The 15540-nt window shown below is 54.1% G+C and carries 16 protein-coding genes; 5 read left to right on the top strand and 11 right to left on the bottom strand.

The window, feature by feature from the left end:
• Positions 1–12: 12 nt before the first annotated feature.
• Complete coding sequence (locus tag FHW17_RS18665; protein WP_182510532.1) at positions 13–1197, bottom strand: amidohydrolase; 1185 nt, start codon at positions 1195–1197, stop codon at positions 13–15.
• 142 nt (positions 1198–1339) lie between these two features.
• Between FHW17_RS18665 and FHW17_RS18670 the strand changes: the two genes are divergently transcribed.
• Entirely contained in the window at positions 1340–2242 is a 903-nt protein-coding gene (locus FHW17_RS18670) for a LysR family transcriptional regulator (RefSeq protein ID WP_112528215.1), read from the top strand.
• A 21-nt stretch (positions 2243–2263) separates the two neighbouring features.
• Here the strand turns inward: FHW17_RS18670 and FHW17_RS18675 are convergent, their stop codons facing one another.
• Positions 2264–3163, bottom strand: coding sequence for a LysR family transcriptional regulator (locus FHW17_RS18675; RefSeq protein ID WP_182510533.1), 900 nt, complete (start codon positions 3161–3163; stop codon positions 2264–2266).
• Positions 3164–3265: 102 nt separating this feature from the next.
• Between FHW17_RS18675 and FHW17_RS18680 the strand changes: the two genes are divergently transcribed.
• Positions 3266–4255 (top strand): zinc-dependent alcohol dehydrogenase family protein, encoded by a 990-nt coding sequence (locus FHW17_RS18680; RefSeq protein ID WP_182510534.1) that lies wholly within the window; start codon positions 3266–3268, stop codon positions 4253–4255.
• Positions 4256–4283: 28 nt separating this feature from the next.
• Here FHW17_RS18680 and FHW17_RS18685 read toward each other — a convergent pair whose 3' ends face one another.
• The gene (locus tag FHW17_RS18685; protein ID WP_162700260.1) at positions 4284–4904 is read right to left on the bottom strand and encodes an invasion associated locus B family protein; all 621 of its coding nucleotides are present in this window, start codon (positions 4902–4904) and stop codon (positions 4284–4286) included.
• Positions 4905–5118: 214 nt separating this feature from the next.
• On the bottom strand, positions 5119–6075 hold the full coding sequence (locus FHW17_RS18690; RefSeq protein ID WP_113095970.1) for a dienelactone hydrolase: 957 nt from the start codon (positions 6073–6075) through the stop codon (positions 5119–5121).
• A 271-nt stretch (positions 6076–6346) separates the two neighbouring features.
• Here FHW17_RS18690 and FHW17_RS18695 point away from each other — a divergent pair, with 271 nt between their 5' ends.
• The 3 genes from FHW17_RS18695 to FHW17_RS25470 all read left to right on the top strand — a co-directional run bounded on the left by FHW17_RS18695 (position 6347) and on the right by FHW17_RS25470 (position 8364).
• On the top strand, positions 6347–7132 hold the full coding sequence (locus FHW17_RS18695) for a transporter substrate-binding domain-containing protein (RefSeq protein ID WP_182510535.1): 786 nt from the start codon (positions 6347–6349) through the stop codon (positions 7130–7132).
• 113 nt (positions 7133–7245) lie between these two features.
• Positions 7246–7548 (top strand): antibiotic biosynthesis monooxygenase, encoded by a 303-nt coding sequence (locus tag FHW17_RS18700; RefSeq protein ID WP_182510536.1) that lies wholly within the window; start codon positions 7246–7248, stop codon positions 7546–7548.
• Positions 7549–7581: 33 nt separating this feature from the next.
• The gene (locus FHW17_RS25470; RefSeq protein ID WP_113096019.1) at positions 7582–8364 is read left to right on the top strand and encodes an AraC family transcriptional regulator; all 783 of its coding nucleotides are present in this window, start codon (positions 7582–7584) and stop codon (positions 8362–8364) included.
• Positions 8365–8384: 20 nt separating this feature from the next.
• Here FHW17_RS25470 and FHW17_RS18710 read toward each other — a convergent pair whose 3' ends face one another.
• From FHW17_RS18710 to FHW17_RS18740, 7 genes are read right to left on the bottom strand one after another with little or no spacing between them, the layout of a single operon-like run.
• Positions 8385–9218 carry a 5-deoxy-glucuronate isomerase gene (locus FHW17_RS18710; protein WP_182510537.1) on the bottom strand — a complete coding sequence of 278 codons (834 nt, stop codon included), beginning with the start codon at positions 9216–9218 and terminating at the stop codon, positions 8385–8387.
• A 2-nt stretch (positions 9219–9220) separates the two neighbouring features.
• Positions 9221–10201: a mannonate dehydratase gene (locus tag FHW17_RS18715; RefSeq protein ID WP_182510538.1), complete on the bottom strand. Its 981-nt coding sequence runs from the start codon at positions 10199–10201 to the stop codon at positions 9221–9223.
• A 12-nt stretch (positions 10202–10213) separates the two neighbouring features.
• Positions 10214–11008 (bottom strand): ABC transporter ATP-binding protein, encoded by a 795-nt coding sequence (locus FHW17_RS18720; RefSeq protein WP_182510539.1) that lies wholly within the window; start codon positions 11006–11008, stop codon positions 10214–10216.
• Between the two features lie 5 nt (positions 11009–11013).
• Positions 11014–11844: an ABC transporter ATP-binding protein gene (locus tag FHW17_RS18725; protein ID WP_182510540.1), complete on the bottom strand. Its 831-nt coding sequence runs from the start codon at positions 11842–11844 to the stop codon at positions 11014–11016.
• Positions 11845–11849: 5 nt separating this feature from the next.
• Positions 11850–12758 carry an ABC transporter permease gene (locus FHW17_RS18730; RefSeq protein WP_113095976.1) on the bottom strand — a complete coding sequence of 303 codons (909 nt, stop codon included), beginning with the start codon at positions 12756–12758 and terminating at the stop codon, positions 11850–11852.
• Positions 12755–13816 carry an ABC transporter permease gene (locus FHW17_RS18735; protein ID WP_182510541.1) on the bottom strand — a complete coding sequence of 354 codons (1062 nt, stop codon included), beginning with the start codon at positions 13814–13816 and terminating at the stop codon, positions 12755–12757. The genes FHW17_RS18730 and FHW17_RS18735 overlap by 4 nt, the downstream gene beginning before the upstream one ends.
• Positions 13817–13840: 24 nt before the next feature.
• Positions 13841–15445: an ABC transporter substrate-binding protein gene (locus FHW17_RS18740; protein WP_182510542.1), complete on the bottom strand. Its 1605-nt coding sequence runs from the start codon at positions 15443–15445 to the stop codon at positions 13841–13843.
• Between the last annotated feature and the right edge of the window lie 95 nt (positions 15446–15540).

Here is a 15540-nt window from a genome sequence, read left to right on the forward strand (position 1 = left end):
ACCTGGGTATCCTTAAAATGACACGTTGGAAACAGCTTGACCCGAACTGGCGAGACGGCGCTCGGCGATGGCTAGAAACATTCCCGCAGCAACCGGCAAAATCTCATCGCGATAGTTGTAAAGCGGGTGATGCAGATAGGCACCGTCCTCGCCATTGCCGACAAAGAAAAAGCAGCCGGGCACACGCTCCAGATAGAAGGCGAAGTCCTCGGCCCCCATCGTCGGCAATGTATCAATCCGGCCTGCCTTATCGGGACCATAGGTTGCGATCGCCGTGGCAACGGTAAAGTCGGTCTCATCAGCGTCATTGACCACAGGCGGAATGCGCATCTGCTGTTCGACCGTTGCAAGGGCACCGTGTGCGTCGCAAATCTGTGTCACGACGTGGCGCAACTCCCGGTCGATGAGTTCATAAGCGGCGGGCGAACCATCTCTGGTATTGATTGATAGCTTCACCGCAACCGGAATGATGTTGTGGCTATTGCCGCCGTGGAACTGGGTAACGGTAACAACGCCGGATTCCAACGGTGACAGACGTCGGGAAATGACACTCTGCAACCCCTGCACCACCGCAGTGCCAACAAAGATCGGATCAACCGCCAGATCCGGCCGCGAAGCATGGCCACCCTTGCCGGAAATCGTCACATCGTACAGCGTGCTACCGCCCATGGCAGGACCTGTTTTGGCAAACACGCGGCCGAGCGGATATCCCGGACGGTTATGGTAGCCGTAGATCGCATCGACCCCCTTTAGCGCACCAGCCTCAATCATGCGTGCAGCGCCAAGGCCACCCTCTTCAGCTGGCTGAAACAGCAGCCTGATTTTGCCGCTAAGGCGATCATGCAGTCCGGCAAGTCCATTGGCTGCCAGCAAAAGCGATGCGGTGTGCCCATCGTGCCCGCAGGCATGCATCTTGCCCGGATTGCGCGAGGCATAAGGCAGACCAGTCTCTTCAATAATGGGCAATGCATCCATGTCGGCGCGAAATGCAATGGTCGGGCCGGGACGACCCGTATCGAGGATTGCAACCACCCCGGTTTCCGCAAGACCGGTGGAAACATCATAGCCCAATCCGCGCAGACGTGACGCCACCAGCTCAGCGGTTGCGTGTTCTTCGTATTTGAGTTCGGGATTGGCGTGCAAGTGCTGACGTGTCGCTATTGCCTCTGCAATAGCCTCGGCCGAAAAGACAGTCATGGCCCCCTCCTGTTTTCAATCGATAGTTCCCTGCCGGTTGCATGCAGCTCCGGTTTTTTTCGTTGATACCAACAGCATTTTGATGCCACAATCGCTTTAATTCGCATAAATCATTGCCGAAACGGCAAGGCAAAAGGTTCTCATGCAAAGCACTGGACTGCGTTATTTTCTCGAGGTTGCCCGATCGGGATCTATTGCCGATGCGTCGGCTCGCCTGAACGTTGCCGGATCAGCTATCAGCAGGCAAATCGCCAAGCTGGAACGTGAGCTGGGTGTCGAACTGTTCGAACGCCGGCCAAGAGGAATGGTGCCAAGCGCTGCGGGAGAAGTGCTGGCTGCCCATGCCCGCAGAACTACACTGGATGCAGAACGGGTGATCGCGGATATCCGCGATCTGCAGGGACCGCATCGGGGCTTTGTGCGTCTTGCGAGCTATGAGGGTTTTGCAGTCGATATTCTGCCCGAAGCCATGGCCAGATTCCGGCGAGACTATCCAAGCGTGCGTTTTCATCTTTGGGTTGGCAATTCGATCGAGATTGCGCGCCTCATCCATGACGGTGAGGCGGATATTGGCATGACGTTCAACTACGCCCCGCCGCGTGGTGTTAAGATCGAGCAGATCATCCGCCGGCCAATGCATGCACTCATCCCGCGTCACCATCCGCTGGCGGACCGCCAGAGCATTACAATGGCCGATACCCTCCCCTATCCTGTCGCTCTGCCTGACAAGGATAGAACTCAACGTCATCTGATCGATACGGCCTTTGCCATGCAGGGGCTCACGATTGATCCGGTGCTATCAACCAATTCCATTTCAGCGTTGCGGCGTTTTGCGGACGCTGAAGGTTGCATCCACTTTAGCAGCGCCATACGCATCCCCGGCAGGATAGTAATTGGAGAATATGTCGCTATCCCCGTTTCAGACGATGTTATGACCGATAGTGTTCTGCAAATTCTGACCATGGAGGGGCGCACATTGCCTGTCGTTGTTCAGGCTTTCCTCACTGGCTTGCTCGCAGAGATATCAACTGTTCCAGAGGTATGATCCGAAATGTCCAATCATGTTTCAAGTCATGAACTTTGGCAGCGCGGCCGCCAGTGCATCAACAGCCAGACGGACCTTCAACGGCAAGTGCGGTGTCTGTAACCACAGCGCGTAGACATCATAAGGAAATTCCGGCTCATCCGGCAGGAGTTGGATAAGCGCGCCCGCTTGAATGCGGTCGCGAACGAGCCAATATGGAAGCCAGGCAAGCCCCATGCCAGTGATCGCGGCGTCAGCGATTGCGTCGAGGTCATCGAGCCTTAGCCGGCCAACTGGCATGATCTCTACAGGAGGTTGATCCTTTTGGGGAAATAGCCAAGGCCGAACACGTCCGGACCGGTGGTAGATGATGGTTTGATGCCTGCCCAGTTCATCTATCTGCCGCGGCTGGCCCTGCCTCTCAATATAGGAGGGTGATGCGCAGACGACCATGCGCTGGCGTGCAACGCGGCGGGCAATCACACCGGCCTTGTCCTCCAGATCGCCGGTTCGAATGGCAAGGTCATAGTCATCCTCAGCGAGATCGGCAAAACGATCATTCAAAGACAAATCAAGTTCCAGCGATGGATATTGCTGCGCAAGTTCAAGTAAAACAGGGGCAACGCAGCACCGCCCGAAATGTACAGGCATGGTGACACGCAGCTTCCCGTGAGGCTCAGACAGTTGATCGGCTGCAAGAGCATCAGACGCCTCGGCTTCGGCCAGAATCACCCGGCAGCGCTCGTAATAGGCGCGTCCGAAATCTGTAAGACTTTGGCGACGCGTGGTGCGATTGATGAGGCGTACACCAAGCCGCTCTTCAAGAAACCTTATATGTTTGCCCACCATCGGGCCAGAGAGTTCAAGCGCATCAGCGGCAGCCGCAAACGATCCAAGATCAATGGCTTTGACGAAGACAGCCATGCTTGTAAGGCGATCCATATTCAAAACTCCTGGTTTCTGCTGTTCTTCATATTGTCCTATTTATCCACTCTATACCTAATGGCATAGCTTATTCAGTTCAATTGTTTTGGAGTTATAGCTATGGCGCGCGTTGTTCGCTTTCATGAGCATGGTGGCCCCGATGTCCTGCGTATCGAAGACATCAACATCCCGAAGCCTGACCGGGGGGAGGTTCGAATCCATGTCAAGGCGCTGGGTCTCAATCGGGCTGAAGCACTCTTGCGTTCCGGGAATTATATCGAAACACCTGCCTTCCCCTCCAGACTTGGTCTGGAAGCGGCTGGTATCGTCGAAACGGTCGGCGAAGGCGTACGGGATATCGTGCCCGGCGACGCTGTCAGTATTGTGCCGCCGGTATCAATGGTCCGTTGGCCAGCCTACGGTGAACTTGTGACATTTCCTGCCGCGTTTGTCGTCAAGCACCCACCGTCCTTTAGCTGGGAAACTGCCGCAGCGATGTGGATGCAATATCTCACGGCTTACGGCGCCCTGATAGACATCGCTAAACTGCACCGGAACGATTTTGTTGTCGTTACAGCCGCATCAAGCAGTGTCGGCCTTGCGGCAATCCAGATCGCCAACATGGTTGGTGCTACTCCGATCGCAGTCACGCGGACATCCGTCAAGAAGAATGCCCTGCTCAGCCATGGCGCTGCGCATGTTATTGCGTCAGCTGAAGAAAATCTGGAAAGCAGGCTGAAGGAGATTACCGGCCCGGATGGGGTGCGGGTCGTACTCGACCCGGTCGGCGGCCGAATATTCGAACCTTTAACAGCCGCAATGTCGCGCGGTGGCATTCTCATTGAATATGGCGGCTTGAGCCCCGATCCGACGCCTTTTCCACTGTTTGCCGTGCTAAGCAAGGTGCTGACGCTTCGTGGCTATCTGGTTCATGAGATTATCGGCGACCCCGCACGATTGGAAGCCGCCAAGGCGTTCATCCTTGATGGTCTCATGTCGGGGGCGCTCAAACCTGTAATCGCAAAAACATTTCCGTTCGACCAGATTGTCGAGGCGCATAGGTTTCTCGAGTCGAACGAGCAATTCGGCAAAATTGTCGTAACAGTTTGATCGGCTGCGTTTTATGCCGATTCAGTCGCTATTTCGCGAGTACCGAAACACGATCCTGCGCTTCAGCAAACCCGTTCAATGATACGTTGAGGACGACTGGCTTATTATCGGCGCTCGCAACGGCGTTTACTTTCAGAACTTTGCCTTTTCTTATTCCGGCCAGTTTTTCAGCGCTGAATGACAGGGGAACGACACATCCAACAGGAAAACAGGTCCTGAACGGCATCGTTGCATCTGGCTTGCCCTCATCCACCTGCAAAGTTGCACCCGAAGCCAGCGCGAGACCGAAAGGCAATACAAGATTGCCAGTAACGCTTTTGGCATCATTCGTCGTCAATTCGATGCTCAGAATGACCTGACCATTCTGCTGGGTTTGTTGCTGTGAGAATGAACAACTTTTTCCAGCTTGCTGCTGAACGCAGGAAACCCGCCAATCCTGATACGTTTCTTGAATAGAGGAAGCGCCGCCAGGAAGCGTTGAAGGCGTTGGTGCTTGAGCAAAGCTCTGGGTAGACATGAGGAATGGGACTACAAATACGAAACCGAAACGCCACATCATACTGTTACCACCTGACCCCATTTGCTGAATGCTCACTACAGTCCCGATTATAGCCATGGCCCGAAACAATGCCATCCCGGAATCGCTCATACTATAGTCGCCCACCATCCCAAAAAAGAGCCGGACCAAATGGCCCGGCTAAGTTGTGAAGGCCAAAGCCTTCCCTTGGGGTGGGTGTCAGCACAATTGGAGTAAATTGCGCCAACGTTTTCGATGTAATCCCGCTGTCTGACACATGCAACAAGAATGTCAGCCAAACTGCCATATTAGAAATTATGAATACCTACGGGATTGTGTTCTTTTATTAGAGATTATCCCGGAAGAAACTCCCAACTTTGGTCTCAACTTCCTTATGAACAGCTGTGCGATCAACACCTTTTGCATCCTCGCATATGTCAGAAGCTTCGGCCTTCAAAGCAGGCGGACAGGTGTCTGTGAAAACAAAATGTCCCCCAGTCACATATTGAAGTGGCGGAGATACGGGCAAATTTTTCACAAGCGCGCGCGTATTCTCTTCACCAAGTTTGCTCTGTCTTGGACGGAAGAGAAAGACCGGTGCGCTTACGTTTTTCAAGCCCTCTCGACTAAACGGGATGCTGAACGGATCGAGCAAGACAAGCGCCTTCAAGGCAATGTTTGATGCCGGTTGTCGCATCTCTTTGTCGGCAGCTTTGCCCTTACTGCCACCGGGACCTGCATTGCATGACTGAACATCATCCGGATGCGCAGCACAATAACTGGCAAGGTGCCTGAAGTCAGGCACGCCGCCCGCAAGGCCAAGCGAGACCGCACCACCAAGCGAGAACCCAAGCATGCCGACCTTGTCTGACGCGGCGTGCGCATGGAACCGGGGATCAGCCAGCACGGTGTTAAACGCTCTGTCAACCTGAACCATCCGACCAGAAAGATCAGTTTTGCCATGCATCGGTGCGACAACGATAAACCCCTGACGGGCAAGGGATGTTGAAAGATCACGCAGAGTGAGCGGACTGCCCCCGGTCTTGCCTCCCCCATGCGAGATTAAAACGATGGGAAAAGGCCCCGCAGCAATCGGTGCATCACGGCTTGCTGCAATTGGAAACGGGCCGATCTGCCACGCCACTTCCTCAGCCTGCGTCGGATACCAGACCAAAGTATCGAAAGGTGTGCTTGCCGAAACCGTAATCCGGGCGATACCGGCGCGAAACGGCGCGGCCTTCGCCCAAACCGTCGATATGGAACACGTGGCCAAAATAGTGAAGGCCAGAAAGAGTGCACGCATAGTCGCTCCTAATCGTGGAGTCCCACTGAGCCCGTCGAATGGGTGAGACGAGAAGGTGTCAAACGATGCACAAGCAGCATTTGCTCACTCGCGTTGTTTTTAACACCAACTCCGAAGGACGCCAAGTAGTGGCAGCCACCCTGTTGATCGAGACAAACCAAGCATTGGAAAATATCTGGTCAGCCGACCGCTTTGCAGTCATTGTAAGGAAAGATTCATTGAGTTGTTCTCGCGACTGATCATCCGATATAGTGTTAATGAGGTAAGTTGAATGCTTCGTCCCATTGTTATCTGCATCTGTCTGTTTCTCGCAAACCTGCCCTCCGCTTTCGCCAAAGACGCGCTGCCGGTTTCCCGATTGGATACGATCCTTGAAACGGGCGTTCTGAAGGTTGGCTCTACCGGCGATTATAAACCATTCAGCTTCAAGGACCCCACGAGTGGTGCATTTTCCGGCTTCGACATCGATCAGGCAGAGAGCTTAGCCAGCGCACTGGGTGTAAAACTGGAAATCGTACCGACGTCTTGGCCGCAGATGTTGCAGGACTTCGAGGCAGGGAAATTTGATGTCGCTATGGGCGGCGTGTCGATCACATTCGACCGGCAGAAGAAGGGCCTGTTCTCTATTCCCTATATGCGTGAGGGAAAGACACCGATTGCCCGCTGCACCGACAAGGATAAATTCAAGACGTTGGCCGATATCGACAAGCCGGAAACAACGGTTATTGCCAATCCGGGTGGCACCAATGAGAAATTTGCCCGTGCCAGTCTGAAACAAGCAAAGATTGTCATTTTTCCTGACAATACGAAGATATTTGACGAAGTCGCCGCAGGCAGGGCCGACCTCATGATGACCGATGCTTCAGAAACCCGTTATCAGGAGAAACTGCACTCCGGTGTCCTGTGTGCAATACATCCTGACGAGCCCTTCAACTTTGCCGAGAAGGCGTATTGGGTACAACGCGATATCGGTCTCAAGGCCTTTGTCGATCAGTGGCTGCATCAATCCATTGAAACCGGCGCCTATAATGAGATCTACAACAAATGGTTCAAATAAGATCCATTCGGTAATGATGGTGTCAGATAGACGCGCAGATTTGACCGTTTGACGGAAGTTGCAATGAGCATGGCGTATTAGTTTTCTCCCGATGTAACAACCGGAGGAAAATCATGTTTATTGCCATAGTGGATTTTACGGTAGCGGCCGAGGATCGTGCCGCTGCCCTCAATATACTTCTTGCTGAAGAGCCCACCGTTCGCGCTATGCAGGGGAATATGGCATTTCGGACATATGCCGATCCGGATAATGCGGAAGCACTTTGCATCATTCACGAATGGGAGGATATTGAGAGCTTTAAAGCCTACGCCTCGTCGGACACATTCCAATCCTCGGGTCAGGCGCTGCGACCATTGATGACGACAACACCGGTCAGCCGACGCTTTACGGCACAGATACTGGAAACAGTAGGCTAACAGCCATGGCAAAACGCAGTGGGGGACACGTTTGTGAAAGCTGACGCTTACAGTGTGTTTCAAACATTTCCGGCAGCGCCGCGCAGCGAATTTACCTTTGAGCGGCATTACCTCCTCTATTGCGCTTCGGGCGCATTGCGGCTGGAGGCGGAGGGTAAAGTCTGGGCATTACCCCCCGCTAGGGCCGCATTTATTACGGCAGGCAAACCCATCTATGTCACGCTCCCACGCCCTGTTGTGGCGTGTTCAGTGCTTTTTGATCCCGCTTATATAGCGCAGCCAGCAGCAACCCTCACCATCGTGAATATGTCACCACTGGCTCGTGAACTTGTTCTTGCCTGCAGCAAATGGACCGATCCGAACGGTGCTCTCGATACATACGGCCATCAGCTGTTTTCGACCCTTGCAGCTGTCATTTCAAAATTGGCCGAAACGCCATCACGATCTTCCATGCCTGCACCCAAGTCACGCGGGTTGATCCATGCCATGGCCTTAACCGAGGAGAGAATGGCGAATGCACCCGATTTCGAGACCCTTGCGCGCGACGTAGCAATGACACCCCGTTCCCTGGCTCGTCGGTTTGAAGACGAGATGGGAATGACATGGCGGCAAGCACTGCGACGGCTGAGAATGATAAGGGCGTTGGAATTGCTCGCTGACCCCGTCGCCAGCATTACACAAACCGCTTTTGCGGTTGGATATAGCTCGCTCTCCGCCTTCAATGCGGCTTTTCTGGACTTTACCGGGGAAACTCCGAGCAGCTACCGCTTCGGCCTCTGTCATCCTCAGTTGCATCCAGCAAATCTGGGCCACTGACACATCGCATGTTTATAGGATCAACGGAACTTTGCGCGCATCGCATCAATCCCTGGAATTTTCGCCATCAACGGTCGGTGTCTCTCCTCAAAATTCTGAACGAGAGAGCGCTGCGTTCTGCCAACGAGAATGGTGAAAATATAGGATGCATGGCCCGGCGATGTCGATGTCGGATGATAGCCGGTTGAAAAGGCAAATGTATCACCATGACGGGTGACATGAGCATGGGGCTCCTGCCCCTCTTCATACCAAAGCTGCGTACCAAATCCCGTCGGCGGATCAAAACGCCAGTGATAAAGTTCCTCGTGAGCAGTCTCGCCGGGCTGGTCTGTGTCATGCTTGTGCGGCGGATAACCGGACCAGCACCCTTCATCGGCATAAAGTTCGCTGACGAGTAAACGTCCTACCCGATCAGCCTGTTTGTTGCCGAGAATGTGGAAGATGCGGCGGCGGGATTTTGTCTCGTTTGAGCCGACATCAACCATATCGACGTCTTCAGGCAGAACGCGAAATGGTTCCATTGGCTTGTCCCAGCGTCCGCCCGCAACGGCAACTTCGCAATCATCAAGCGCGGTGACAGTAACGGCGGCATCGGGGCCTGCATAAACAGAGTCCGCCAATCCGTCCCACACGCCTGCACGTCCACCGACTGCCTCAAACTTCGTTGCATCAATCTTGATATCACAGCGACCGGATAGCGGAACGACCGCCGTTTCAAAACCCGACAAGCGATAAGTGTGCGACTTCCCGGCAGCAAGTTTGACGAGATTAAAATGAATGAGTTTTGCCGGTTCATCACCTTCAACTATAGGCTTGTTGGCGTTGTCGTGAGCCCGGATCATTTGCGACGACATACTCAGTTTCCTCTGCTGCCAAGCACCTGTAGGAGTGCTGCAATATAACCGTAGCTGAATGCAAAGGCGGTATTCTCAGGGTCACGACCAGATAGTTGCGGCACATGATCAGGCATGATCATGTACTGATAACCGACCTCCGCATAGGTCCGCAGCGATTTCCACATATTCATATCACCCTCCTCGGGGAAGGTTTCCATGAACGAAAGCTTGCCGCCGCGAATATTGCGGAAATGGACATTGAAGAGCTTGCCGCGCGTACCGAACCAGCGAATGATATCCGAGATTTCATCAGCCGGATTATCCAGCATTTCACCAACAGTTCCCTGACAGAAATTCAGCCCATGATAGGGATTTTCGCGCAGTTGAACGAATTTCTTCAGGCCCTCAACCGTGCCGAGAACCCGCGTCACACCGCGATAGCCGGGCGGTGTATAGGGATCGTGCGGGTGGCACGCCAGCCTTACCTTGTTGGCTTCCGCGACCGGAATGACCCGCTCCAGAAAATAGTCGATCCGTTCCCAGTTCTCGTCTTCATCGAGAACACCCGCCAGAGTTGGTGGAGCATCGTGGTCAGCCTTGTCCCAACGGAACGCTTCGTTGCGCGATCCGCCGCGACCTGTTTCCATTTCCGTGCGCGGAATGCCGATAATATTCAGATTGTATTTCACGGCCGGAATTCCTGCCTGTGCGGTGCGTTCAATCAGACGGCAAATTGAATCAATCTGCCGGTCACGTTCCGGACCTGCCGAGAGGATATCGGGGCTGTACTGTTTTTCGATTACTTGGGAACTCAGCGGCAACTGGATCATATCAACAGACAGACCGAAGCCTGCGAGATGATCGCGATGCCGCTTGAGGACATCAAGTGTCCAGTCATGCGGATTTCCAGCCGGATCGGCACAGATGTGCTCAATACCGAGCTGGGCCATGATGCGATAATCATCATCGTCTCGCGCCCGAAACTGCGTCCCAAGAAACATACCTTACTCCTGTTAAGCCAACACCTGAACGAGGTCGCGCGGGTCTTCCCCGTAGGCTTCACTCGCTGCGATCAAACGTTTCGTATATTCCTGCGTCGCTCCACCATTGACGAGCGCATCGACGCTGAGCGTTTCGACAATGATCCCAGCCTGCATGACTGCGGTGCGCCTGCACATATGTGCAACCACACCCAGATCATGCGTGACCATGAGATAGGTCAGGCCGCGCTCATCCTGCAGATCGCAGAGAAGATTGAGAATTTCCGCCTGTACCGACACATCGAGCGCCGACGTCGGTTCATCGAGAAGCAGGATATCCGGCTCGGACATCAGCGCCCGCGCAATGGCAACGCGTTGCCTCTGCCCTCCGGAAAGTTGATGCGGATAGCGCCACAACAGGCTGCGGCTGAGACCCACAGCGTCAAGCGCCGCGTGACCGCGCGCCTCCGCACCTTGAAGCTTTTGGATTCGCGCTGGTTCCATCAGTTGCCGCCAAACGGTATGGCGCGGGTGCAAGGCTTCATAGGGGTCCTGAAAAACCATCTGCACTTTACGATAGAAATCCTTGCCGCGTGTTTTGCGGATGTCGGCGCCTGCAACACGCAACACACTGGCTTCGTTGGCGACAAGTCCTGTGACCGCCCGCAGGATCGTTGATTTGCCCGAGCCGGATTCGCCGACAAGTCCGAATGTCTCGCCGCGATTGACGGAAAAGCTAACGCCGTCCACGGCGCGGCGTTCATCGCCATATTCACCAAAAGTGACGGACAGGTTCTCAATTTCAATGATTGGTACAGCTTCGCTCATACCATTCACCATGCCGTATCGCGCGTAAGGACAGGCAGACGCTTGCGTGGTGTATGAATACGCGGCATCGCATCCAACAGTCCCTTGGTATAGGGATGCGTTGCATGATCGAGTTCACTTGCCTTCAAAGTTTCGACCACCCTGCCCCGATACATAATCAGCACACGGTCACAGAAGCGGCGAACCAGATTGAGATCATGGCTGATGAAAATCAGGCCAAGGCCGCGCTTTCGCACGAGATCATTAAGAAGATTGAGAATCTCCAGCCGCACCGTCACATCGAGTGCCGAGGTTGCCTCATCGGCGATAAGAATTTCCGGTTCTGACACCAGCATCATGGCAATCATGATGCGTTGTCCCATGCCGCCTGACATTTCATGCGGATACATGCGATAGACCCGCTCAGGTTCACGGATTTGCACCGCACCAAGCATGGCCACCGCCCTTTCCCGCGCCTCAGACGATGAAGAGCGTGTGTGAATGCGGTAGGCCTCGGCGATCTGCTCTCCCACGGTCACAACAGGATTAAGCGAATATTTCGGGTCCTGCATGATAAGCCCGATGCGGCGACCGCGAATATCATTCATGGTTGCTTCCGAAGCACCAAGAATATTCACATCGCCAAGCTGTATGTGTTCGGCGCTGACCTTGGCAGCCGGCGGCGTCAAACGCATGATTGCCCTGCCTGTCATGCTCTTGCCCGAACCGGATTCGCCGACAATACCAAGTTTCTCGCGACCAAGATCGAAGGATACACCGCGAACAGCGTCGAATATTCCAGCCGCACCGTGGAAGCTGATTTTTAGATCACGTACAGAAAGAAGCGTGTCAGTCATCGCGCTTACTCCTGCCTCGGATCAAGCGCATCGCGCAGGGCATCGCCGACCAGATTAAAGGCAAGGCTGACAAAGAGGATCGACAGACCGGGCATGGTGCCGACCCACCAGCTATCCAGCATAAAACGCCGTCCAGTTGAAACCATGGCACCCCATTCCGGGCTTGGTGGCTGCGCACCGAGGCCAAGAAAGCCAAGACCCGCTGCGGTCAGAATGATACCGGCCATGTTGAGTGTGATCCGCACAATGACCGAGGGGATGCACAAGGGTGCGATGTGAGCGATGACGATGTGCAGGCTGGAAGCACCCATCAACCGCACCGCAGAAATATGATCACGGTTGCGCAGGCTCAATGACTCTGCACGTGCCAGCCGGGCGATTGGCGGCCACTGGGTGAGCGCAATGGCAATGATTGCATTGTTCAGATTTGGTCCGAGCGCCGCAACAAAGGCCAGCGCGAGAATGAGACTTGGGAAGGATAAAAACAGTTCGGTGACACGCATCAGGATCGTATCGAGCCAGCCACCGTAATAACCGGCCAGGCAGCCGACGATCAAGCCAATTGGCGCAACAATGACACTGACAATTGCAACAATCGAGAGGGTAATGCGGCTGCCCCAGAGAATACGGCTGAGAATATCGCGACCAAGCTCATCGGTGCCGAGAAGATGCTGTGCGTTTGGTGCGACCAGCGTTTCGCGCAGGTTCTGGTCGAATGGCGAATAGGGCGCGAGCCAAGGCACAAAGACAGCAATGAACACCAGAAGCAAAATGATGGCGAGACCGGCGACCCCTAGCGGATTGGAGGCAAACCGCGTCCACACGCGCCAGACATTTTGCAACGCCGCGTGTCTGGCGCTGCTCGGCTCTTCCGTCGTCAGCCAGGCTGTCAGCCCTTTGCTTGCGATACTCATTTGATCCTCGGGTCGAAAAATTTGTAGAGCAGATCGGAAGTCACATTGAGTGCGATGAAGACGCAGCCAATGATCAGCGTACAGGCGACGACGACATTCATGTCGCCGATAACAAGCGCATTGGTCAGATACTGACCGAAACCCGGCCAGCCAAAGACTGTCTCGATAAGCACTGCGCCTTCCAACATGCCGCCGTAAGAAAGAGCCACGACGGTGACGAGTTGAACGCGAATGTTTTTGAAAGCGTGCAGCCAGATCACCCCACGTCGCGACACGCCTTTTGCCCGGGCGGTGATGACATATTCCTGGCTGAGTTGCTCCAGCATGAAGCTGCGTGTGATGCGGCTGATATAGGCAATGGACGCATAGGCAAGGACGGATGCGGGCAGGATGATGTGCGTCACTGCACTCCAGAATACGTCCATATCACCAGCAAGCAGAGAATCGATCAACAGAAAGCCGGTAACACTTGGAACAACGTCCTCATAGAACAGATCGAGCCTTCCTGAACCGCCAACCCAGCCGAGCTTTGCATAAAACAGCATCAAGCCAACCATGCCGATCCAGAAAATCGGGGTCGAGTGACCGAGCAAAGCGATCAACCGCACCGCGTGATCGGCAAACCGTCCGCGATTAACAGCCGCATAAACACCGAGCGGAATTCCGATGCCAGCGCCCAGAATAATGGTTACGGTTGCCAGTTCGACCGTTGCCGGAAGCACACGGACTATGTCTTCCATAACAGGTCTGCCGGTCAGCAGCGTCGTTCCAAAATCACCATGCAGCAGGTTCTTCAGGAATATCCAGAACTGCTGCATAACAGGCAGATTCAGACCCAGTTCCTCTTTGACCTTGAGATAGGTTGCCTGATCCGCATCAGGACCCACAACTGCAATAACAGGATCGACAGGCATCAGGCGGCCGATAACAAATGTCAAAAGCACCAAAAGAAACAGCGTTGTCAGGACGCTGAAAAGCGAACCGCCAAATCGACTGTATTTTCGCAACCCCGGTCGCCTTTTTGACGACGAGATTGCTGTTCCCACTTGATTGACCATGCGCTGGCGACCTGACTTCCTGCTTTAGTCCTGCTTTTCGACCTGATCCCAGCGGGTCATCCAGCCAATATCACCCACATAGTTCTTCAGCCGGGCGCTTTTTGCGTAAGGGTCGACCCGCTGTGAAATTGGGATGATGGGTGGTGCGGACTCTTCGAACAATTTTAATGCTTGCTTGTAGAGTTCGACACGCTTCGCCTCGTTATCGGTGATGGCCTGAGCCTCATCCATCAGCTTGTTGACTTCAGGCAACTCAAACGACGCACGCCAGGCTTGAAGATTGGTAAGGTTGGCATCGTCCTTATTGTCTGGATTATAGACGTGCGTTCGTAACCAGCCATCTGCATCTGTCTGCGCCGAAGACGCTGTGCGCCCGACGCCCAACTGGAATTTGCGATCGCGCATCGGTCCATATGTCTGATCGCCATTGCCCGTGAGGATATCGACCTTGACACCGGCAACGGCGAGGTTCTGCTGGATCGCAGTTGCCATGTCCGCATAGGGAGTGGAATTCAACGAGAGCAACTGCTTGCTGAAGCCATCGCCATAACCTGCCGCTGCCAAGCCCTGTTTACACTTCGCAGGATCATAGACATTGCCGATATCAGGAATGTAACCCGGAATATCGGCAGGGATGAACGTCGTGGCGCTTGTGCCATAATTTTTCATCACGACATCGTTGATATCCTTGTAGTTGATGCAATAGCGCAAAGCCTTGCGTACTTCCGGCTTGGCAAATTCCGGATCTTTCGTGCTCATGATCAGATAGTAAAAACCTGATCCGACGAGGCGGTCGATTACGATGGCAGGGTTCTTTGCCAAACCATCGATGTCTGCGGACACCAATTGAAAACCAACATCCAGATCACCCTTTTCCAGTTGAAGCCGTTCCGTCTGCGACTCAGGCAGATGCCGTACAAGGACGCGCTTCATCTTCGGCTCGCCGCCCCAATAGGCGTCAAAGCGGGTGAGCACGACGATGTCGTTTGGGTTCCAGCGATTGAGGGTAAACGGCCCGGAGCCGGCAGCATTTGATGCCAGCCAACCCCTGCCCATATCACCATCTTTTTCGTGCTTGGTGATAACTTCCTTGTCGAGAACTGCACCATAGACCCGTGTGAGTGCGTTCAGCTTGAGCGACGGCGCCACGGGTGTCGCCACTTCCATCACGAAGGTTTTGTCGTCCTTTGCCCGAAACTTCTGCTCCACATTGGCGGCATCGTAGCCCCAATTGGCATAATAGGCTCTGGCAAGAAGACCCAGCTTCACCGCACGCTGGAATGAATAGGCCACATCCGCAGCTGTTATCTTGCGGCCGCTCTGAAAGGTGGCCTTGTCATCAAGCACAAATTCGAGACTGCCATCGGGCAGCACAGTCCATGACTTGGCAAGACCGGGAATGACTTTACCTGGCGTATTGGGATCGCTGCGTATGAGCGTGTCATATAGATTGGCAATAACGTGATAGGATTCGTAAGAATTGGCATTGTGCGGATCAAGAGTGGTGAGGTTCACCATATTCATCCCGATAACCAGTTGGTCCTTCGGCGTCTTTGCTTCGGCTACGTTGACGGCCAAGGCCGCAACCACCGCGGTTGCCCCAATGAAACAGGCACGAAAATGCGGCATGGTTTCCTCCCCTACAGCCATCTTCTTCTATGTTGTATGACATCGTAGTATTGTTTTTTCAGGCAGGCAAGGCTAAATTTATGCCGAACATGTCG

Source organism: Phyllobacterium sp. P30BS-XVII (assembly GCF_014138335.1).
GTDB classification, from domain to species: domain Bacteria; phylum Pseudomonadota; class Alphaproteobacteria; order Rhizobiales; family Rhizobiaceae; genus Phyllobacterium; species Phyllobacterium meliloti.